Source organism: Ensifer sp. R1-3 (assembly GCF_056739175.1).
On the sequence record NZ_CP096516.1, the window covers coordinates 1,493,061 to 1,512,303 of the forward strand.

At 64.1% G+C, this 19,243-nt stretch carries 16 protein-coding genes; 3 read left to right on the plus strand and 13 right to left on the minus strand.

What is annotated here, in order from left to right:
* The 5 genes from M1D43_RS24225 to M1D43_RS24245 form a co-directional block, all read right to left on the minus strand.
* Nucleotides 1–942: a sugar phosphate isomerase/epimerase family protein gene (locus M1D43_RS24225; protein WP_014527753.1), complete on the minus strand. Its 942-nt coding sequence runs from the start codon at nt 940–942 to the stop codon at nt 1–3.
* 53 nt (nt 943–995) lie between these two features.
* The gene (locus tag M1D43_RS24230; protein WP_003536884.1) at nt 996–2,534 is read right to left on the minus strand and encodes a tripartite tricarboxylate transporter permease; all 1,539 of its coding nucleotides are present in this window, start codon (nt 2,532–2,534) and stop codon (nt 996–998) included.
* Nucleotides 2,535–2,568: 34 nt separating this feature from the next.
* Nucleotides 2,569–3,156, minus strand: a complete 588-nt coding sequence (locus M1D43_RS24235; RefSeq protein WP_003536885.1) for a tripartite tricarboxylate transporter TctB family protein — start codon at nt 3,154–3,156, stop codon at nt 2,569–2,571.
* 18 nt (nt 3,157–3,174) lie between these two features.
* Nucleotides 3,175–4,161, minus strand: coding sequence for a tripartite tricarboxylate transporter substrate binding protein (locus M1D43_RS24240; protein ID WP_003536886.1), 987 nt, complete (start codon nt 4,159–4,161; stop codon nt 3,175–3,177).
* Nucleotides 4,162–4,236: 75 nt separating this feature from the next.
* Complete coding sequence (locus M1D43_RS24245; protein WP_010976261.1) at nt 4,237–5,283, minus strand: 4-hydroxythreonine-4-phosphate dehydrogenase PdxA; 1,047 nt, start codon at nt 5,281–5,283, stop codon at nt 4,237–4,239.
* 197 nt (nt 5,284–5,480) lie between these two features.
* Between M1D43_RS24245 and M1D43_RS24250 the strand changes: the two genes are divergently transcribed.
* Entirely contained in the window at nt 5,481–6,167 is a 687-nt protein-coding gene (locus tag M1D43_RS24250; RefSeq protein WP_013850321.1) for a GntR family transcriptional regulator, read from the plus strand.
* Nucleotides 6,168–6,231: 64 nt separating this feature from the next.
* On the opposite strand, the gene M1D43_RS24255 is transcribed toward M1D43_RS24250, so the two are convergent.
* Nucleotides 6,232–6,777, minus strand: coding sequence for a Pycsar system effector family protein (locus M1D43_RS24255; RefSeq protein ID WP_003536889.1), 546 nt, complete (start codon nt 6,775–6,777; stop codon nt 6,232–6,234).
* A 130-nt stretch (nt 6,778–6,907) separates the two neighbouring features.
* On the opposite strand from M1D43_RS24255, the gene M1D43_RS24260 reads away from it, so the two are divergent.
* Both M1D43_RS24260 and cyaK read left to right on the plus strand, forming a co-directional pair.
* A complete protein-coding gene (locus tag M1D43_RS24260; RefSeq protein ID WP_014527752.1) occupies nt 6,908–10,516 on the plus strand; it encodes a FecR domain-containing protein in 3,609 nt (1,202 codons plus the stop codon).
* A complete protein-coding gene (cyaK, locus tag M1D43_RS24265; RefSeq protein WP_014527751.1) occupies nt 10,516–12,465 on the plus strand; it encodes an adenylate cyclase CyaK in 1,950 nt (649 codons plus the stop codon). Before M1D43_RS24260 ends, cyaK begins: the two co-directional genes overlap by 1 nt.
* Before the next feature lie 144 nt (nt 12,466–12,609).
* On the opposite strand, the gene M1D43_RS24270 is transcribed toward cyaK, so the two are convergent.
* The 7 genes from M1D43_RS24270 to M1D43_RS24300 all read right to left on the minus strand — a co-directional run bounded on the left by M1D43_RS24270 (nt 12,610) and on the right by M1D43_RS24300 (nt 19,166).
* A complete protein-coding gene (locus M1D43_RS24270) occupies nt 12,610–13,326 on the minus strand; it encodes an ABC transporter ATP-binding protein (protein WP_014527750.1) in 717 nt (238 codons plus the stop codon).
* Nucleotides 13,307–14,071, minus strand: coding sequence for an ABC transporter ATP-binding protein (locus M1D43_RS24275; RefSeq protein WP_014527749.1), 765 nt, complete (start codon nt 14,069–14,071; stop codon nt 13,307–13,309). The genes M1D43_RS24270 and M1D43_RS24275 overlap by 20 nt, the downstream gene beginning before the upstream one ends.
* On the minus strand, nt 14,068–15,069 hold the full coding sequence (locus M1D43_RS24280) for a branched-chain amino acid ABC transporter permease (RefSeq protein ID WP_014527748.1): 1,002 nt from the start codon (nt 15,067–15,069) through the stop codon (nt 14,068–14,070). Before M1D43_RS24280 ends, M1D43_RS24275 begins: the two co-directional genes overlap by 4 nt.
* Nucleotides 15,070–15,075: 6 nt before the next feature.
* Complete coding sequence (locus M1D43_RS24285) at nt 15,076–15,939, minus strand: branched-chain amino acid ABC transporter permease (RefSeq protein ID WP_014527747.1); 864 nt, start codon at nt 15,937–15,939, stop codon at nt 15,076–15,078.
* A 101-nt stretch (nt 15,940–16,040) separates the two neighbouring features.
* Entirely contained in the window at nt 16,041–17,213 is a 1,173-nt protein-coding gene (locus M1D43_RS24290; RefSeq protein ID WP_014527746.1) for an ABC transporter substrate-binding protein, read from the minus strand.
* 179 nt (nt 17,214–17,392) lie between these two features.
* Entirely contained in the window at nt 17,393–18,163 is a 771-nt protein-coding gene (locus tag M1D43_RS24295) for an ABC transporter ATP-binding protein (protein ID WP_014527745.1), read from the minus strand.
* Nucleotides 18,164–18,173: 10 nt separating this feature from the next.
* On the minus strand, nt 18,174–19,166 hold the full coding sequence (locus M1D43_RS24300; protein ID WP_014527744.1) for an ABC transporter substrate-binding protein: 993 nt from the start codon (nt 19,164–19,166) through the stop codon (nt 18,174–18,176).
* Nucleotides 19,167–19,243: the final 77 nt, after the last annotated feature.

Consider the following 19,243-nt stretch of genomic DNA (forward strand, 5'->3'; position numbering starts at 1 on the left):
TCAATGTCCTTCTTGTCGAGGCAGGATACGCCTCAGATAGTCGCGATTGGCGGCGCTGACGGAAAGGCCGTCACCGCCGTAATGCTCGCAGAGGAAGGGACTGTCGAAGCCATGCGCCAGCGCCATGCGAATTGCCGCCCGATAGTTGATCAGGCCGAATTCGAGCGGGGCCGGATGGGTGACGATGACGCCCGATGCCGGATCTTCCGTGCGGTTGTAGTTCTTGACGTGCCAGTATTTGGCAAAAGGCGCAACCTTCGCCATCATTTCCTGCCAATGTTCCACGGGCCGGTGCAGGCGGATGAGATTGCCGAGATCGGCATTGATGCCGACATTGGCGAGGCCGACCTCCGTAACGAAGCGCACGGAACTGTCAGCCGTGCCCAGATAGGTGTCCTCGTACATCTCCAGCGAAACTTCGATGCCGAGTTCTTCGGCATGGCGGCCGAGTTCGCGAACACGCGAAACCGCCAACTGCCAGGTTCCCGCGTCGTCGGGGTTCTTCACGCCGTCGACCGTCCAGAACCAGAGCACTTTCTTCTGCGCCTCCGTCAGCGGGCCGAAGAAGCCGAAGGACACGGAACCGGCGCCTACGGCGGCGGCCGCCTCGATGACCCGGTGTCCATAGGCGAGGTATTCCTCGCCATGTTCCGGGTCTATGAGGCTGCGCCGCGAGGTGGAGATCGCCGGTATCGTGAGGCCGAGAGACCGGGTCAGACCCACGAATTCATCGAGCCTTTCCGCCGAAAGATCCGCCAGCCGTATCCAGCTGTCAGTCGGGTCCAGTTCCGTGAAGCCGGCATCGACCACGTCGGCGAGCGTCGCCGCCCACTCCTCGACCGGCTGGTCCTGCACCGATCGGCCGTCCGGCAGAAGGTTGGGGTACTGGATCATCGCGGCCGCAATCGGCCAGTTGTCACGGTTCCATTTGCGCGGCGCCATGGCGGACTCCTCGGGATTGAATTGGAACTAGGGGTACCGGACGAGGCAGCCGGTCAGGCCGCCGCGTTGCCGTCGCCGCTCGAAGCGGCAACCTCGTTCTTGCGCTTGCGCAATGTGCCGATCAGCCAGAAGAAGAGCGGCGACAGAAGCAGCGCAAGGGCGACGGCCATCAGGGCGGAGACAAGGCCGTTCGACCAGAAGATGTCGAGGCTGCCGCCCGACATCAGCATCGACTGGCGGAAGGCGTCTTCCGCCTTGTCGCCGAGCACCATGGCGAGAACCAGCGGCGCCAGCGGGTAGTCGAGCTTCTTGAACACATAGCCGAGGAGACCGAAGCCGATCACCATGAAGATGTCCGAGACGGAGTTCGCGACCTGGTAGGCCCCCGAGAAGATCACCGCGACGATGATCGGTCCGATGATCGAGAACGGCACGCGCAGGATCGAGGCGTAAAGCGGCACCGTCGCGATCACGAGGAAGACGGCGACGACATTGCCGAGATACATGGAGGCGATCAGACCCCAGACGAAGTCCGGGCGATCGGTGAAGAGCATCGGGCCGGGCGTCAGGCCCCAGATCATCAACCCGCCCATCATCACCGCGGCGGTGGCGGAACCCGGGACGCCGAGCGCCAGCATCGGCAGCAGGGCCGATGTGCCGGCGGAATGGTCGGCCGTCTCCGGCGCGACGATGCCGCGCGGATCGCCCTTGCCGAACATCGACTTGTCGCGCGCCGAGCGCCGGGCGACGCCATAGCTCATGAAGGAGGCGGCGGTCGGGCCGGCCGGCGTGATCCCCATCCAGATGCCGATGATCGTCGAGCGGGCGATCGTCAGCCAGTAGCGCGGGATCTCGATCAGCGTCCTGCCGATCTCGGAGAGACGCACCCGAGCCTTGATGCCTTCGAAGCGCAGCCCCTCTTCCGTCGTCAGCAGGAGTTCGCCGATGCCGAAGAGTCCCATGACGGCAATCAGGAAGCTCACGCCCTTGATCAGTTCGGGAATGTCGAAGGTGAGCCTCAGATTGCCGGATATCGTATCCATGCCGATCGAGGCGAGCGCAAAGCCGAGCATCATCGAGACGAGCGTCTTGAAGGGCGACTGCGCGCCCATCGAGATGAAGCTCGCAAAGGCGAGGAAGTAGACGGCGAAATATTCGGGCGAGGAGAATTTGAGTGCAAAGTTCGCCACCCAGCCCGAAAGCAGCGTGATCATGACGACGCCGGCAAGCGCGCCGAGGCCGGCCGAAACGAAGGCGAGCGTGAGCGCCCGGCTCGCATGGCCGGCTCTCGCCATGGGATAGCCGTCGAATGTCGTGGCGACCGAGGAGGGCTCGCCCGGAATGTTGAAGAGGATCGACGTGGTCGAGCCGCCGAAAAGCGCGCCCCAATACATGCAGGACAGGAGGATGATCGCCGAGATCGGGTCCATGGAGAAGGTCAGCGGCAGGAGCAGCGACACACCGTTCGGCGCACCGAGGCCCGGCAGCACGCCGACGAGGATGCCGAGCGTCACGCCGACGATCATCAGCAGGATGTGGTTCCAGCTGAGGATGTGGCCGAAGCCATCGATCAGAAGACCGATATTTTCCATGTCATTCCTCCCGCAAGCACTGCACCCTTGCGGGTCAGTAGATTCCGAACCAGGCCTCGACCGGTCCCTTCAGCAGCGGAACCTGGAAGCCGATTTCGAAAACGATGAAAAAGAAGATCGAGACCCCGAGTCCTGCGGGGATCGCGATCCACCATTTGTAGCGCCCCTGGAAGAGCATCGTCGCGGCGATGTAGAGCGCCGTTCCGACATAGAGCCCCAGCCAGGCGGAAACGGCGGCGAAGGCCGCAACCGGTAGCAGGAAAGAGGCGACCACTCTGGCGCGGGCGCCGTCGAGGAAGACCTCGCCCGTACCGCGATGCTTGAAAAATGCGTGCCCGATATTGGCGAGGCTGCCGAGAACGATGAGCAGGCCGATATAGAAGGGGAAATAGCCTGCATCCGGACCCATATCTGTCCAGCCCGCACCGATGTCGAGGGAGCCGTAGCAGACAGCGATGCCGAAGGCACCGGTCAGCGCGGCGACGCCGAGTTCCACCGCAAAGCGGCTGACCCCATTCGCACTTTTCTCACTCATGATCGTGACCTTTCCGAGCAGAGAATGGGCGTTCGAGAGGCCGAGGATGGATGCGGTTCTGCCCGCATCCTCTTCCCTGGGTCCCAAGCGCCCATCGACCGGTACTTAGTTGGCGAGCCAGCCTTCGCGCTTCAGCACTTCGCCGACCGTCGCGCCATCCTTTTCGATGACGGCTTTGAGTTCGTCGCCGGTCACATAGCCGGGAGACTGCGAGCTGTCGGCGAGATATTTCGCCCATTCCGGCGTCTCGGAAACCTTGCGCAGGACATCCGCATAGAACTGGACGACCTCAGGTTCGACGCCGGCCGGCAGCCAGACGGTGCGCGGCATCGAGTAGTTTTCGATCGGAATGCCGGCTTCCTTGCAGGTGGGGATATCGCTCCAGGCCTTGTCGCCGGCGACCTTGGCGTCGCTCGTGAACTTCGCGCTCTTGAAGACGCAGAGTGGCTTGATCATGCCGGCCTGCCATTGACCGAGGTTCTCGCTCGGATTGTTGACATTGGCGTCGAGGTGCTCGCCGGCAAGCTGAACGGCCGCCTCGCCGCCGCTCTTGAAGGGGATGTAGTTGATCTTGGCGCCGGTTGCGTCGTTGATCATCGAGGTCAGGATCTGGTCGGCGTCCTTGGACTGGCTGCCGCCGATCTTCAGGCCGCCTTCCTTCGCCTTGGCGACGAAATCGGCAGCCGTCGCGTAGTCCGCCTTGCCATTGACCCAAAGCACGAACTCGTCGGATGCGAGCGAGGCGACCGGCGTCAGGTCCTCGGACGTATAGGGCACCTTGGCGCGGACCGGCAGCAGGTAGGCATTGTTGGTGCCGAAGGCGAGCTTGTAGGGATCGCCCTTGTAGCCAGCCGTGTAGACAAAGCCTTCCGCGCCGCCGGCGCTGCCCTTGTTGGTGACGACGACCGGTGCCTTCATCAGCTCGTACTTGCCGATGATCGCCTGGATGGTGCGCGCGAAGATATCGGTGCCGCCGCCGGGGCCGGCGGTGACGACGAATTCGACCGGGCGGTTCGGCTCGAAGGCCGATGCCGGCGCGGCCAGGCCGAAAGCGGCGGCCGCGATTACTGCGATGGAGACGGATTTTTTCATGCGTGGTCCTCCCGTTGAGTTGGATTGCGGCGCGAGACCTCCCCTCACGCCGGTATTCATCGAAAGCGCGCGAATTCAGGCAGCCGCCGAAAGCGCCCTCTTTTTCTTCGCCATGCGGGCTGCAAGCAGGATCGCCTCGCGTGTTGCGCCTATATCGGCGATACCCTTGCCGGCGATGTCGTAGGCGGTGCCGTGGGCGGGCGTGCAGAGCGGGAACGGCAGTCCGCCCATCATCGTCACACCCTTGTCGAAGCCGATGATCTTCATGGCGATCTGACCCTGGTCGTGATACATGGTCATCACCGCGTTGAAGCCTTCCTTCAGTGCCCGGAGGAAGACCGTATCGGCAGGGAACGGCCCCTCGACATTAAAGCCGAGCGCCCTGGCCTTCTCGACCGCAGGCTCGATGATGTCGATCTCTTCCATGCCGAAGCTGCCGCCGTCGCCGGCATGCGGATTGAGTCCCGCAACCGCGATCTTCGCCTCCTCGTAGCCGGCATCCTTGAGGCAGGCCTGCGTCAGTTTGAGTTCGGCAAGGATCGCCTCCACCGACAGGTGGGATGCCACGTCCTTGAGCGGGATATGCGACGTCACCCGCGCGTTCCACACCTTTTCGAGAACATTGAATTCACGAACCTTTCCGGTGAAGGACAGCACGTCGGCGACGAAGCGGATCTCGTCGTCATAGCCGGGATAGGCAAAGCGCATCGCCTTCTTGTTGAAGGGCGTGAAGCAGACGGCATCGGCCTTGCCCGCATGGGCGAGTTCGAGCGCGGTGCGGAAATTGCGTGTGGCGAAGGTGCCGCCGGCCAGCGTCGCCTCGCCGCGCACCACATCGGCCGGATCGAGATGGGCGAGATCCACGAAGACGTGGCGGGCGGTGCCGGCGTTGTCGAGCGCATCGAGCGAAGCGGCTTCCAGATCCAGCGTGACGCCGGCCACCCGGGCGCCCTCGTCGAGGATGCGGCGATCGCCGATGGCGATGATGTGCGCCGCGTCGCGGATGTCGGAAAGGGCCAGCAGCCGCGCCGTCAGTTCCGGGCTGATTCCCGCGGGGTCGCCCATGGCCAGCGCAATCACAGGGCGCCGCTCCTTCGTTCCGTCCGCTCCTGATGTCGTCATTCGAGATGTCCTCCGCTTCATGCTTCGATGTCTCATACGTCATTCAAAATTCTGCATCAAGTCTTTTGTATTCTGTATGCAGCATTTTCTGTTGACGACGTCAGGGGCAGTCTCCATGCTTGAATGAACGGCGCTGATTCAATCGCGCATACTCAAGGGGAAGGGCCGCGCGGCGGTCCGAAGCTCAGACGAGAAAAATGAACGAAATCAAATCACTGGAGCAGCGGCCCATAGGCGGCCCGGGACCCATCCGGCGCACCGCACTGCACGACACGCTGGTCAGCCATCTGCGCGACATGATCATCGAGGGCGACCTTCCGCCAGGAACCCGTCTGCACGAGGGGCAATTGGGCGAGCAGCTCGGCGTATCGCGCACGCCGCTGCGCGAGGCGATCAAGTATCTTGCGAGCGAAGGCCTGGTGGAGCTCGTCCCGAGCCGCGGCGCCGTCGTCAAGCGCTTCAGCGCCAAGGACGTCCGGGACATGCTCACCGTGCTGCAGACCCTGGAGGAGCTCGCAGGCAGGCTTGCCTGCGAGGCCGCGACGGATGCGGAGATCGCCGAAGTGCGGGCGCTACACGACGAAATGGTGCGCCGCTACGAGGCGGGCGACCGGATGCAATATTACAAGCTCAACCAGGACATCCACTCCGCCATCGCCCGGCTTTCGGGCAATGCTGCCCTGGCCGACATGCATGCCATGCTGCAGACGCGGCTGAAGCGCATCCGCTTCATCGGCCATGAAGGCCCGGAGAAATGGGCCGCAGCGGTCGCCGAACATCAGGAAATGATCGCCGCTCTGGAAGCGCGCGACAAAGCCAGGCTATCGGAAGTGCTGGGGCTTCATCTGACGAGGGCCTGGGAGCGGGTGCGCGACGCGGTTTAGGGCGGACGCGAGGCAAAATAACCCCCTCTGACAGGCCAGAGGGGGGTATCACCCTCCGCGCCGATCACTTCACCGCCAGCAGACAGATATAGGAAAGCACCGTTACGAGCAGCCCGTGGAAGGCGAAGCTGACGCAGCGGTATTTGCCGCAGGCGATCGCCGCGAGCGCGTCTGCGTTCTCGGCGTATTGACGGAAGAGAAAGTCCTGATCGCCGGCCCCCGCTGCCCGCATGAAACCTTCCCGATGACGGGACCAGGCGCCCCAGAACAGCGTCGTCGAGGTTGCGCTCTTCCTGGGCAGGACCACGAGAATCGCCGAAACGATCGAGAAGATCGATGCAAGCGCCAGCATAGCCGAGAATACCATCGTGACGGTGCTGCCCTCCGCATAGCGCTGCCAGGCAAAGACGCTCCGCCCTTCTTGCGAAGTGACCAGAAAGGCGAACATGAAAGTGAAGATATAAGCCGCCTTCTGATCGGACGTCTTTATCTGATCGGCAAAGACGTCGTTGATCTTCCTGATGTGGTCGTAATAGGCCCCCAGCGCCGCATCCGGCCCGGCTCCTTCACTTGGAGGATCGAGCCTGTACAGATTTCCCCCTGATTCCATCCGCCACTCCCCTCTATTTCGTCTCCTCTTTATTACACTCCACCAGTAAAGAGATACGCCCAAAACTGGGCTCTTGACTTTTCCTCCCTATAAATCCACTGGATTCACTATAGCGAGGGGTATTTCGGGAATGCGGGGAAGAAGAACGGGGGCATTGCTTGCCGCGGTGACGCTTTTTGCGCCCTTGTGGGCGCTTGCCGAGCCGGTTCCGCGCCCGTCACCCGCGGCCGGCTCCGTCATTGCCCGCAAATCCGGCGAGGAGGTGCGCTTCGTCGACGTTTCCAACTGGCGGGTCGTCGACCTCTCCCAGGACCTGCTTCCCGGCGACGTGCTGCGCACCAACGCAACGGGCGCGCTGGCCGTCCTCTTCAGAGATCACACGCAGATAAGGCTGGGGCGCAACACCGCGCTGCGCGTCAAGCAGATCGGGGCGGGCGACACGAATCTCGGGCTGGAATCGGGTACGATCTGGGCCCGCGCCGAGCGTGGCGGCGAGGGCCTGGTCATCGATACGCCGGCTGCAGCCGCCGCCATCCGCGGCACCGATTGGACGCTGACGGTAGGCACCGACGGAAAGACCTCGCTCGTGGTCCTCGAAGGGGTCGTCGAACTCAGCAATGCCTATGGCAGCGTGACGGTGAAGCAGGGCGAAGGCGCCGTTGCCGCGATCGGCAGCGCGCCGGCGAAGATCGTGATCGTTACGCCGAAGGACCGCGAGCAGATGCTCTTTCATCTGTCGCTCCGCAATGCCTTCGTCTGGATGCCGGCCACGCCCTTCAGCGTTCCCGAGATGCGCCGCGAGCGTGCGCGCATCGAGGCCTCGCCGGCAGCATCCCGCCCGGCCGAGGAATGGCTGACGCTTGCCGAGATTTATCTTTCCCTGAATGGCCGCGACAAGGCTCAGGCCGCGCTCGCGGAAGCCGCGAGCCGGGGCCTGACCCGCTCCCAGGCGGCACGTGCCGACCTCGTCAAGGCATTGATCGCCGGTTCTTCGAACCGCTACGAAGAGGCGGCGCGTCTGTTCGCCAGGGCCGAACGCGGCCTCGACCCGAGCCGCCGCACGATCGCGGCCTATGGCGGCTATTTTGCGCGCGGGCTCGCCGATCCTGCCCGCGTGGAGGAGCCGCCGCGCAACGCAAGCGGCCGCTATGCGGGCATGGCCCGGGCCTGGACTGCCGGCTTCCGGGAAGACATCCCCGCAGCGATCGCGGTGATCAAGAAGGCCGAGCAGCAATATCCCGACGACCCGACCCTGCCCGCGGCACGCGCGCAGCTCGCCCTCCTGCTGGATGACCGCGACGAGCTTCGCGACGGCGTCGAGCGGGCGCTATCGATCGATCCGGACGACCCGACTGCGCTCGAGGCGCGCGCCCACTACCGCTATCACATCGACAACGATCTCGAGGGCGCCCTTGCGGATCTCGAAAGGGCGCTGAAAACCGCTCCGGGCTCCTCCTCCATCTGGAATTCCCTCGGACTGGTCCAGGGCGCGCGCGGCGACAACCGTGCCGCCGAGGCTGCCTTCAAGCAGGCGATTGCGCTCGATCCGCTCGATCCCGTCTCCCACGCAAACCTCGCAATACAATACATGGACGAGATGCGGATGGCCGAGGCTAAGCGCGAGATCGACACCGCGCTTTCCGTCGATCCCTCCTTCGACGTGGCGCTGGTGGCACGCGGCCGCTATCACATGCAGAACGGCGAGGCCGACAAGGCGGTCGAAGACCTGCTCGCCGGCTCGACGGCCAATCCGGCCTACTCGAACGCACAGCTCCTGCTCGCGGCCGCGCATTACGAGAAGGGCGACCGCATTCCGGCAGCTCAGGCGCTCGACAATGCCGACAGGCTCGACCCGAACGATCCCGTCGTGGCGACGGTCAGAACCGCGATCGCGATCGACGCCTACGACGCCGACGCGGCCATTCGCAACGCTCAGGAAGCGCTGCGCCGCACCCGCGCCAAGGGCGGCGACACGGCGGCACTCGGCGCCAACCAGGAACAAGGATCGACGCTCAACGACGCCTTCCGCCTGCAGGGATTGGATGCCTGGGGCCAATATTACGGCGACGCCGTCTTCGATCCCTTCACCGGTGCCAGCTATGTCGACCAGGCGGTCCGCGGCAGCGTCAATCCCTTCTTCAACGCCTACGATTTCGCCGCCAACGCCGTCACGAACACCGTCAATACCGCAAGCTTCTCCGCTCTCATCCAGGGGCTTCTGATCGAGCCTCACATGCTCGCCAGCCGCGAGCGGACGGTCAACCTGCTGCGTTCGCCTTTCTTCGAGACGGAGCTCGGCGGCGGGTTCATCGCCAATGAGGATCATACCGGATGGGTCGGGGAAGCTGCGGTTCGCGGATTTACCGTTTCGCCGTTCCCGATCAGCGTCTACGGGACATTTCAGTGGGAGGAGCCGCGGGATGCGGTTGAATCCGGAGGCGCGCGCCTCGAACGTGACCTGCGGATAATCGGAGGCAACGGCTACGTTACGGCCAGTCCGACGCCCGATGACCGCATTGTAGCCTTCGCGAACTATTCCGATGTCGAGGAGACCCAGCAATTTCTGCCTGTTCCGCCTGACCTAGAGATAGGGGACGAGTCTTCCGGCATCATTTCCGGGCTCGCATGGAGCCATACATTCGGATACCGCAACGTCGTAAACGCCGCGCTCTTCTTCAAAGAACTTCGCACCGTCGATAGTCTTGCTGTTCGGGATGCTACCGGCACAGGAAACCTCGAGATAGAGGCAAAGGAGCGAACCTATATTGCCGCCATGAGCCACATGTATGGCGATGGAGATCTAACGTGGCGCTACGGCCTGGAGGGAGGGAAAATGCGGTCGGATAACAGGGTGGCGTTCACCTCCGTTCCGCCGCCGCCTGTGCAACCATCGCCTATCTTCGATTCTGACACGTACGCCGTGGCTAAAGCCTATATCGACGGCCTGTACGAAATCACCCCCGACCTTAAAGTCGAAGGCGCTCTCTTCGCCCGCTATATCGAGGATGTAAACGACAACGATATCCGGCTCGAACCGAAGCTCGGGATCGCCTGGGCACCGGCTGAAGGCCATTGGCTGCGCGCGGCTCTCCAGCGCGAAGGCTATAATTTCGGCTCTGCTACGCTTGCGCCGGTCGGCATCGTCGGGCTGCAGCCCAACCAGTTCCTGATCGGCACGGAAGGCTATGCCGACACTCTGGCCTTGCGCTGGGATGCCGAATGGAGCGACTGGCTCTTCACCGCTGTCGACTACCAGCACCAGGAAATCCGCGACGGTTCGATTGCCACCCCAGTTACCAGCCCCTTCCTCCCACTGACGGATTTCCACTTCGACAAGGGCCGTCTCGACCGCGTGGCAGTGACCGCTAACATGGCGCTCGGTCATGGATTCGGCCTGTCGGCGACGGTGGCCCGGATCGAAAGCGAGGATCTCTCGGCCGGCGCCGGCGGCGATCTACCCTTTCTGCCCGAATATTCAGGCCAGGTGGCACTCACCTTCGTCAACACAGCCAATGTCAAAACGACCGTTGCCGCGAACTATGTCGGCGAGCGTACCGACGGCACCACGACACTCGACGACTTCTGGACGCTCGACGCCGCCCTGCAATGGGAGCCCTTCGACAAGCGGTTCGAGGTGGAACTCGCCGGCTTCAATCTGCTCGATGAGGAATTCGACATCCGGGACGGGCTGCCCGGCTGGGGTCCCACGGTCAAGGGCACCGTCAAAGTGCGGTTCTGATGAAGACCTCTCGCCAGCTTCGCCTTTCCTCCCGGCGGGCAAAGCTTGCCGTCCTGGCGGCCTTGGTGGCCGCCCTCGTCTCGCTTGTCTCGCTGACCGGTTCCTGGTCGCTCGTCGACCTGCGCGCCTACGACTATCTCTCGATCCTCGGCCGGCCAAGCCTTCCGGAAGACGGCCCCGTTATCGTCGCGATCGACGAACCGTCTATGGCCGAGATCGGCAGCCAGTGGCCCTGGCCGCGCGCCCTGCACGCCCGGCTGATCCAGGCGCTGAGAGCCGCCGGCGCCAGGGCGATCGCACTCGACGTGATCTTCGCCGAACCGGCCGCCGCGCCGGAGAACGATCAGGCGCTTGCCGAAGTCCTCGGGTCCGATGTGGTGCTTGCCGGCGACGAGACGCTGATCCGGACACCGCAGGCAGAGCAGTTCGTCCGGACCGAGCCTCTTCCCGTCTTTCTGGAGCGGGGCGCCAAGGTGGGCATCGCCTCGGTCGACCTCAGCGGCGACGGCACGCTCAGGCAGATTCCCTCCTATCCGGACGGCTTGGCCGTGACGCTCGCAACCGTCGCCGGTGCGGAGCCTGCCCATCCGCCGAGACGAGCCCTGATGCAGACCTTCGGCCCGGCGCGCACCTACCCGACCGTTTCCTATTATCAGGCGCTCGACCCCGAAAGTTTCCTTCCGGAAGAAACGTTCCGCGACCGGGTTGTCATCGTGGGCCTGAGCCTGCAGAACGCCCCGACCATCTCGGGCGGTGGCATCGATGCCTTCGCCACCTCCGACACGGTCTTTTCCCGCGGTCTCGTCGCCGGCGCCGAGATCCACGCTACCATCTACGACAATCTCGTGCACCGGCTGTTCGTCAAGCGGACGGGAGCGGCGGTCGCCATCGCCGCCATCGTCCTCGCCAGCCTTGCCGCAGCCCTTGCCGTCCTCGGGTCGACAAGCTGGAAGACGCTCGGTTACGGCGCCCTCGCCCTTATTCTGATCTTTCTTGCAAGCTACGGCCTGATGCGCCTCGGCCATGTGTTCGTCTCGCCGCTCGCACCGGCACTTGCTTTTCTCGGCGTGGCAGTCGGGCAGGCCGGCCTCGACTATGCGGAAGAAAGGCGCCGCCGCCGCGCGATCACCCGTGCCTTCTCGCAATATCTCTCGCCAGCGCTCGTCGAGCGGCTGGCGAGAGACCCCTCGCAATTGAAGCTCGGCGGCGAAAGACGGACGCTCACGGTACTCTTCTGCGACGTTCGCGGCTTTACCACCATATCGGAGGACATGAAGGACGATCCGGAGGGACTGACGACGCTCATCAACCGGCTCCTGACCCCTCTTTCGGAGGCGGTGCTCAACCGGCGCGGCACGATCGACAAATATATCGGCGACTGCCTGATGGCCTTCTGGAACGCGCCGCTCGACGATCCGGACCATGCCGTCCATGCCGTTCAGGCGGCGCGCGACATGCTCACCGCCCTCGGCGATCTCAACGCGGAGCTGGAAGCCGAGGCGAAAGCGGCGGGACGTCCGCCGAAGACGCTGAGGATCGGCATCGGCATCAACACGGGCGAATGCGTCGTCGGCAATATGGGCTCGGCCCGCCGCTTCGATTATTCGGCACTGGGCGACGCGGTCAATCTCGCCTCCCGCCTTGAAGGTGCCTCCAAGGACTACGGCGTGCCGCTGCTCCTCGGCGAGCGTACGGCAACACTTGCCGCCCGGAAATTTGCGGTTGCCGAGCTCGACCGCATCACGGTCAAGGGACGCAGCGCGGTCTCCCCCGTCTTCACCCTGGCCGACGGCGCTTCGGAACCGGCGCTCGAACGCCACCGCGCCTACCTCGCCCGGAAATACAGCGGCGAGATCGCTGCCGATGACGGCTTGTTCGATGAACTCAAGGCGGCGCTGCCGCCGCTCGCGCGCTATTACGAGCGTGAGCGGGAACGGCTGCTGAAATAGCGGAAGGCGCGCGCCTCATCCGCCTGCCGCACCTTCTCCCCGCGCGCAAGGAGAAGGGAATATGCCGCAACGCCTCTTCCTTAGATCGGGGCAGGAGCTAGCCGCGTGGAAGGCGGATGAGGGGGCAAATCACGGGCTCGGCGCTCAATGCAGCCCGCCAACCCCCAGCAGCCGCTCGACCGTAGCGTGCTCCTTCGCCAGCGCCTCCGGCGTTCCGCTCCAGGCGAGCCTGCCGCGCTCGAGGATGATCACCCGGTCGGCGAAATCGAGTGCGCTCTGGATGCGCTGTTCAACGAGCAGGATGGTCATGTCGCCGGCCTTCGCGAGCTCGGCGAAAGCCTTCATCAGCTCTTCGCAGATGACCGGCGCCAGACCTTCGAGCGGCTCGTCGAGAAGCAGGACCGAGGGCCGGCCGAGGATCGAGCGGGCGGTAGACAACATCTGCTGCTCGCCGCCGGAAAGCTGCGAGCCGAGGTTTCGGCGCCGCTCGTAGAGGCGCGGAAACATCTCATAGGCCTCGCTCAGCGCCGTCTTCGGCCGGCCCTTGAGGCCGACGAAGAGATTTTCCTCGACCGTCAGCGACGGGAAGACGCAGCGCGCCTGCGGCACGAAACCGAGGCCTTTCAGCGCGCGTGATACGCTCGGCAGCGCGGTCACGTCGGCATCGCCGATGCGGATGCGCCCGTCATAGCGCCGCGTCTGGCCGGCGAGCGTAGCGAGCAGCGTCGTCTTGCCCATGCCGTTACGCCCGAGAACCGCAAGCCGCGCGCCGGCAGGCACCGAAAAGGAAATCCCTTCCAGCACCCGCGTCGGCCCATAGCCGGCGGAGAGATTGTCGACCTCAAGCGGCGCTGCCGGCATCGGCATAGCTCCCGAGATAGGCTTCGCGCACACGCGGATCTTTGGTGACGTCGGCTGGAGAGCCGTCGAAGATGACCGTGCCGACAGCAAGCACGATCACGCGCTTGGCGAAGCGGAAGACGAGATCCATGTCGTGCTCGATCATCAGCACGGCGAGGTCATCGGGAAGATCGGCGAGCGCCTGCTCGATGCGGCCCGAGTCGCTCTGCGGCACGCCGGCTGCCGGCTCGTCGAGCAGCAGCACCCTCGGTTTGAGCGCCAGGGCCACCGCGATCTCCAGCAGCCGCTGCTGGCCGTAGGCGATCTCGCGCACCGGCCGGTGCGCGAGATCGCGCAGGCCAAGCTTGCCGAGCAGGCTACCGGCCTCCGCCATCACCCCGGGCATCGCCAGGAAATTGCCGAACATGCGCCCCGCCCGGCCGTCGCGCTGCAGGATCGCGAGCGCCACGTGCTCGGCGGGCGTCATGTCCTGGAAAAGGCGCGTCACCTGGAACGAACGCACGAGTCCGCGGCGGACGCGGCCGATCGCGTCGACGTTGGTGACGGTTTCGCCGCCGATCCGTACCTCTCCGGCGTCCGGCTTCAGATTGCCGGTGACGAGATTGACGAAGGTCGTCTTGCCGGCACCGTTCGGGCCGATCAACGCGACGCGGTCGCCCGGTGCCATGGAAAGGCTGACATCGTTGGTGACGGCGAGACCGCCGAAGGAACGCTTGAGATTTCTGACTTCGAATATGGCGCTCATCGGCCCACCCCACGTCGCTGCGCGATGATCTCTGCGGCCGTGCCGTAAAGCCCTTTCGGCGCAAAGAGCACGACCGCGATCAACAGGGCCCCGACCATGGTCAGCCAATGGAACGGGTTGGCCGCCGAGACGAGGTCTTCGAAGAACATGAAGACGATCGTGCCGGTAAGCGCCCCGAAGAGCGAGCCGGTACCGCCGAGAACAAGCATGACCAGGCTTTCGGCCGAGAGCGTGAAGGAGAGACTGTCGAGACCGACGACCTGCGTCGAGACGGCGTTGAGCGCCCCGCCAACGCCGGCGACCGCGCCGGAAATCACATACATCTTGAGGAGGGCGATCGTCGGCGACGCGCCCATCGCCCGAATGCGGATCGGGTCCTCCCTGATGCCGCGGCAAAGCATGCCGAAGGGCGAGCGCACGACGAGGCGCAGGAGCACGAAGACGATTGCGAGCAGCACGACGCCGAAGACATAGGCCGTGCGGCCCCAGAGGTCGAAGGCGAAAAGGCCGATGAGCGGATCGGGCGCGATGCCGGCCAATCCGTCGCTTCCCCCCGTCCAGGGCGAGGCCTTGTTGGCGAATTCATGGAACAGATGGATGAGGGCGATCGAGAGCACCAGCTGCGGGAGACCGTGCGCCCGAAGGATCACGACTCCGCAGGCGAGCCCCGCCAGCGCACCGCCGAGAATGCCGGCGGCGAGCATGAGGAGCGGATCGGTGATGCCGAAATGCACGGCCGCGATACCGGCGGCATAGGCGCCGCTGCCGAACAGCGCGGCATGGCCGAGGGTCGCGACGCCGCAATAGCCGGTGACGAGATCGAGCGAGAGTACCAGCAGCGCGATCGCGGTGATGCGGGTGAGCAGCGCCAGATTGTTCGGAAAGAAGAGATAGCCGATCCCGGCCAGCACGAGGATCACCGCGAGGCCCGCAAGATCGCGGCCGAGCCCCCGCCTGCCCGCAGAAAGTGCCGTGGCTGCTTCGTTCATCGTTGCCATGGTCACCTACTTCATCCTCCCGGCAAGGCCGCGCGGAAAGACGCAGACAATGGCGATGACGGCGAGATAGAAGAAGAACTCTCCGAACTCCGGCACCAGATAGCGTCCGGTGGTATCGATGCCGCCAAGCAGGAGACAGGCGGCAAGCGCACCCGGGATCGACCCCGCACCGCCGACGGAAACGACCACCAGGAAGGTGACCATGTATCTGAGCGCATAATAGGGCTCGACCGGCAGCAGTTCCGCGCCGACGACGCCGCCGAACGCGGCAAGGCCCACGGCAACGGCGAAACTCACGGCATAGACGACCTCCGTGCGCACTCCGAGTGCTGCCGCCATCGCCGCATTGTCGACGGCGGCCCTGAGTTTTACCCCGAAGGCCGTCTTCTCGATGGCAAACCAGAGGGCTCCGGCAACGGCGAGGCCGCAGACGATCGCGAAGATCCGGTGCACGGCGATCGAACGGAAGCCGAGATCGGCGGAGCCCTCAAGGCTCGGCGGCAGCGGGATCGTCTTGAGAGTCGGGCCGAAGACGTAGTTGGCAATGCCGATGATGCAGAAGGTGATGCCGATCGTCATCAGCACCTGAGTCAGCTCCGGCTGACCGTAGATGCGGCGGTAGAGTAGGCGCTCGATCGGGATGGCGATGACGATCGTGCCGAAGACCGCGATCAGCACCGCGGCGCCGTAGCCGAGCCCGAGATCACGCGCCGCATAGGATGCGATATAGCCGCCGATCATCGCAAAGGCGCCGTGGGCAAGATTGACGACGCGCATGAGGCCGAGCGTGACCGAAAGGCCGATCGAGATCACGAACAGCACCATGCCATAGGCGAGCGCATCGACGGCTATGCTGAAGATGGTTTGCATGAGCGCATCCTAACGCTGTGGCAAGGCTTCACCCTCGATCCTCATTCCGGAAGGCTTCCGCCAAATCAACGATGCAGCCGTCGCATACAGCGGGCCGCCGATCATTTCACCGCGGCTAAACCCGGATCGCCCTGTTTCTCGAAGGTCTGGATCTCCTTGTTGTAATAGGTGCCGTCATCGGCCTTGGCGACTTCGCGCAGATAGATGTTCTGGGTGATATGGCGCGATTCGGGGTCGATCGAGACCGGTCCGCGGGGGCTTGTCCAGGAGAGCCCCTTCACGGCGTCGACCGCCTTCTGGGCATCCTGCTCGCCGCCTGTCGCCTCGATCATCTTGTAGATGACATGCATGCCGTCATAGGCCCCGACCGCGGGGAAGGAAAGCTCGGCCGGATTGCCGATCGCCTTGCCGACCGCCTCGACGAATGCCTTGTTTTCCGGTGAGTCATGCGAAACGGCATAGTGAAAGGTCGTCTGCAGGCCGAGCGCGGCGTCGCCCAGCGCCGGCAGGTCGGATTCCTGGGTGAGGTCGCCCGGCGCGAAGAACTTGATGCCGCCGTCCTTCAGGCCGTTCTCGTTGAACGCCTTGACGAAGCCGAGCGTCGTCGGGCCGGACGGCAGGAAGGCGAAGACACCCTCGGCACCGGAATCCTTAATGCGCTGCATGATCGGCGAGAAATCGTTGGTCGAGAGCGGCATGCGGATCGCCTCGACGATCTCGCCGCCCGCCGCCTCGAAGCCGGCCTTGAATGCCTTCTCCGCATCGACACCCGGGCCGTAATCGCTGACCACGGAGATGATCTTCGAGACGCCAGCGTCCTTCGCCACCTTGGCGATCGGCGTGGATGTCTGCCAAAGCGTGAAGGAGGTGCGCACCACGAGCGGGCTCTTGGTGACGATCGCCGACGTGGCGGCATTCATGATCACCAGCGGCACGTTCGCCTGCTCTAGCAGCGGCGTGACGGCCATCGCGTCGGGCGTGAAATAGAAGCCGGCGAGATATTGCACGCCTTCCTTTACCACCAGCTCCTGCGCCAGCGCTTTGGACTGGGCCGGGTCCGCCTGCGGCACGTCGCGGTAGATGATCTCGATGTCGTCGTCGCCGACCTTGGCGCCGTTCACCGCCATATAGGCGTCGATGCCCGCCTTGAAGTTCTTGCCCTGCAGCGCAAAGGGACCGGAAAACGGCCCGACGACTCCGACCTTGATCGTATCCGCCTGCGCCGCGACGCTCGTTGCCAGAGCCGCGAGCGCGGCCAGAATGATCCTTCTCATATTTCCTCCCCCCGCGACGTCCGCTACTCCCGGCCGGCATCGCTTTCTTTTACATCAATCGCAATCGACAGCGGGCAGTCTGCCATGTCAAACGGTGATGCAAAAATGAAATATGGGCGGAAATCCATAATCCCCCGGTTATTGTTTTGTGCGGGGATTATGGAGGAAGCGCGCGGGCCCTAGTAGAGTCCGAATTCCCGAAGCAGCTCCTGCCTGTAGCGCACGAAGCGTGCGCCGCTGCGATCGCGCGGCCGGGGCAAGTCGATGTCGATCGCTCTCGGCGCTCCGTCCTTTTGCTTCGGCAGTATCAGGACACGATCCGCCAGATAGATGGCCTCCTCGAGGTCGTGCGTGACCAGAACCATCGTCACGTTCTCCTCCCGCCAGATGCGCTCGAGCTCCTGCTGCATCGTCAGTTTCGTCATCGCATCGAGAGCGCCCATCGGCTCGTCGAGCAGCAGGATCTCGGGCTTTACCGTCAGCGCTCGCGCAAGCCCGACGCGCTGCGCCATTCCACCCGATAGCTGTTTCGGATAGGCATCCTGGAAATCGGCAAGGCCGACAAGCGAGATGTAGTGACGTGCACGCTGCTCGGCGCGTCCGGAATCCTCGCCTCGGACCTTCAGGCCGAAGGCCACATTGCCGAGGACCGTCAGCCATGGAAGCAGCCGCGGCTCCTGGAAGATGACCGCGCGCTCTCTGCCCACACCGGCAACCGGCCGGCCGTCGATCAATACCCGGCCCGCATCGGCCGTCTCGAGACCCGCAAGAACCCGCAGCAATGTCGTCTTGCCCGATCCGCTTGCGCCCACGATTGCAAGGCATTCCCCGGACCGGATGTCCAGATTGAGGTTCCTTAGGACGCTGAGCGGCCGTCCGTTGATCTGGAAGGATTTCGAGAGATCGCGCAGCGCCACCTCCCCTCTGCTCAGGCTTCTGACTTCAGCCATTTTCACCACCTCAATTCGCCGCGGCGGACGTCGCGTTTGGCCGGAACAGAAGATCGGAAGCCTTGTATTTGCCCTGCGGCAGGCTGCCCTCGCGCTCGAGAACGCCGATCCAGAAATCCAGATCGCGCTCGGTCGCTTGCGCGCCCTTCCGCAGGCCGAACCCCGTCCAATGCCTGGCGAGATCGCCGTTTTCGCCGCGCTCGGTCAGAATACGGGCCAGCACGGCCCGCGCTTCTTCCGGATGCTCGCGTGACCAGTCGGCGGCGCGCGCGGACTGTTCTACGAAGTTTCTGGCGGCCACCGGATTCTTCTCCACGAAATCCCGCCTGAGAACCGCAAAACCGCCTGCAATTTCGCCGAGCACATCCGTGTCGTCGAAGACCGCGCGCACCCCGCCGTGATCGACGATCTGGCCGTTGAAGGTCGCCTGCCAGTATCCCACGGCGGCGATGTCGACCTGGTTCGACCGGAGCGTCTGTTCGAGCTGCGGCCCGGGCACGACGACGAGGTTCGCTGCGTTTTCGGGCAAGCCCTTGCCGTGCAGCGCCTCGCGTACCGCATAGTCGAGATGCGCCCCGAGCGTATTCACCGCGATCGTCTTACCTGCGATATCCTCGATGGTCCTGATCGGGCTGTCGTCGAGCACGTAGAAGATGCTCTTGACCTGCTCGTTGATTCCGTTGGTCGGAAAGGCCGCGACGAAATCGTTTCCGCCGGCGATCGAGTTGATGACGGCTGCGGTCGCCGCCGAGCCGATGTCGACGCTGCCGGAGGCAAGCGCGAACAGCGATGCGGGCCCGCCTCCCGCATAACCGACATTCTCGAGCTTGATGCCGAGGTCGTCGAAATAGCCGAGCTCATAGGCGAGTTCGTGCGGCGATAGGCTGCCCTGGCTCGCAAGGAACCGCAGCGTCACCGGTTCCGGAGCTTCTGCTGCCGCAAGGCTGGAAAGACCGATCGAGAACAGGCTGCCGAATGCGAGGGCGCGAATGGAAATCGTCATGTGTCACCTTTTCCGTGATCTGGAAGTTTCGAATGTTGAGGCCGTTTTGCCGCAACTCCGGATGGAAAGCCGCTGCA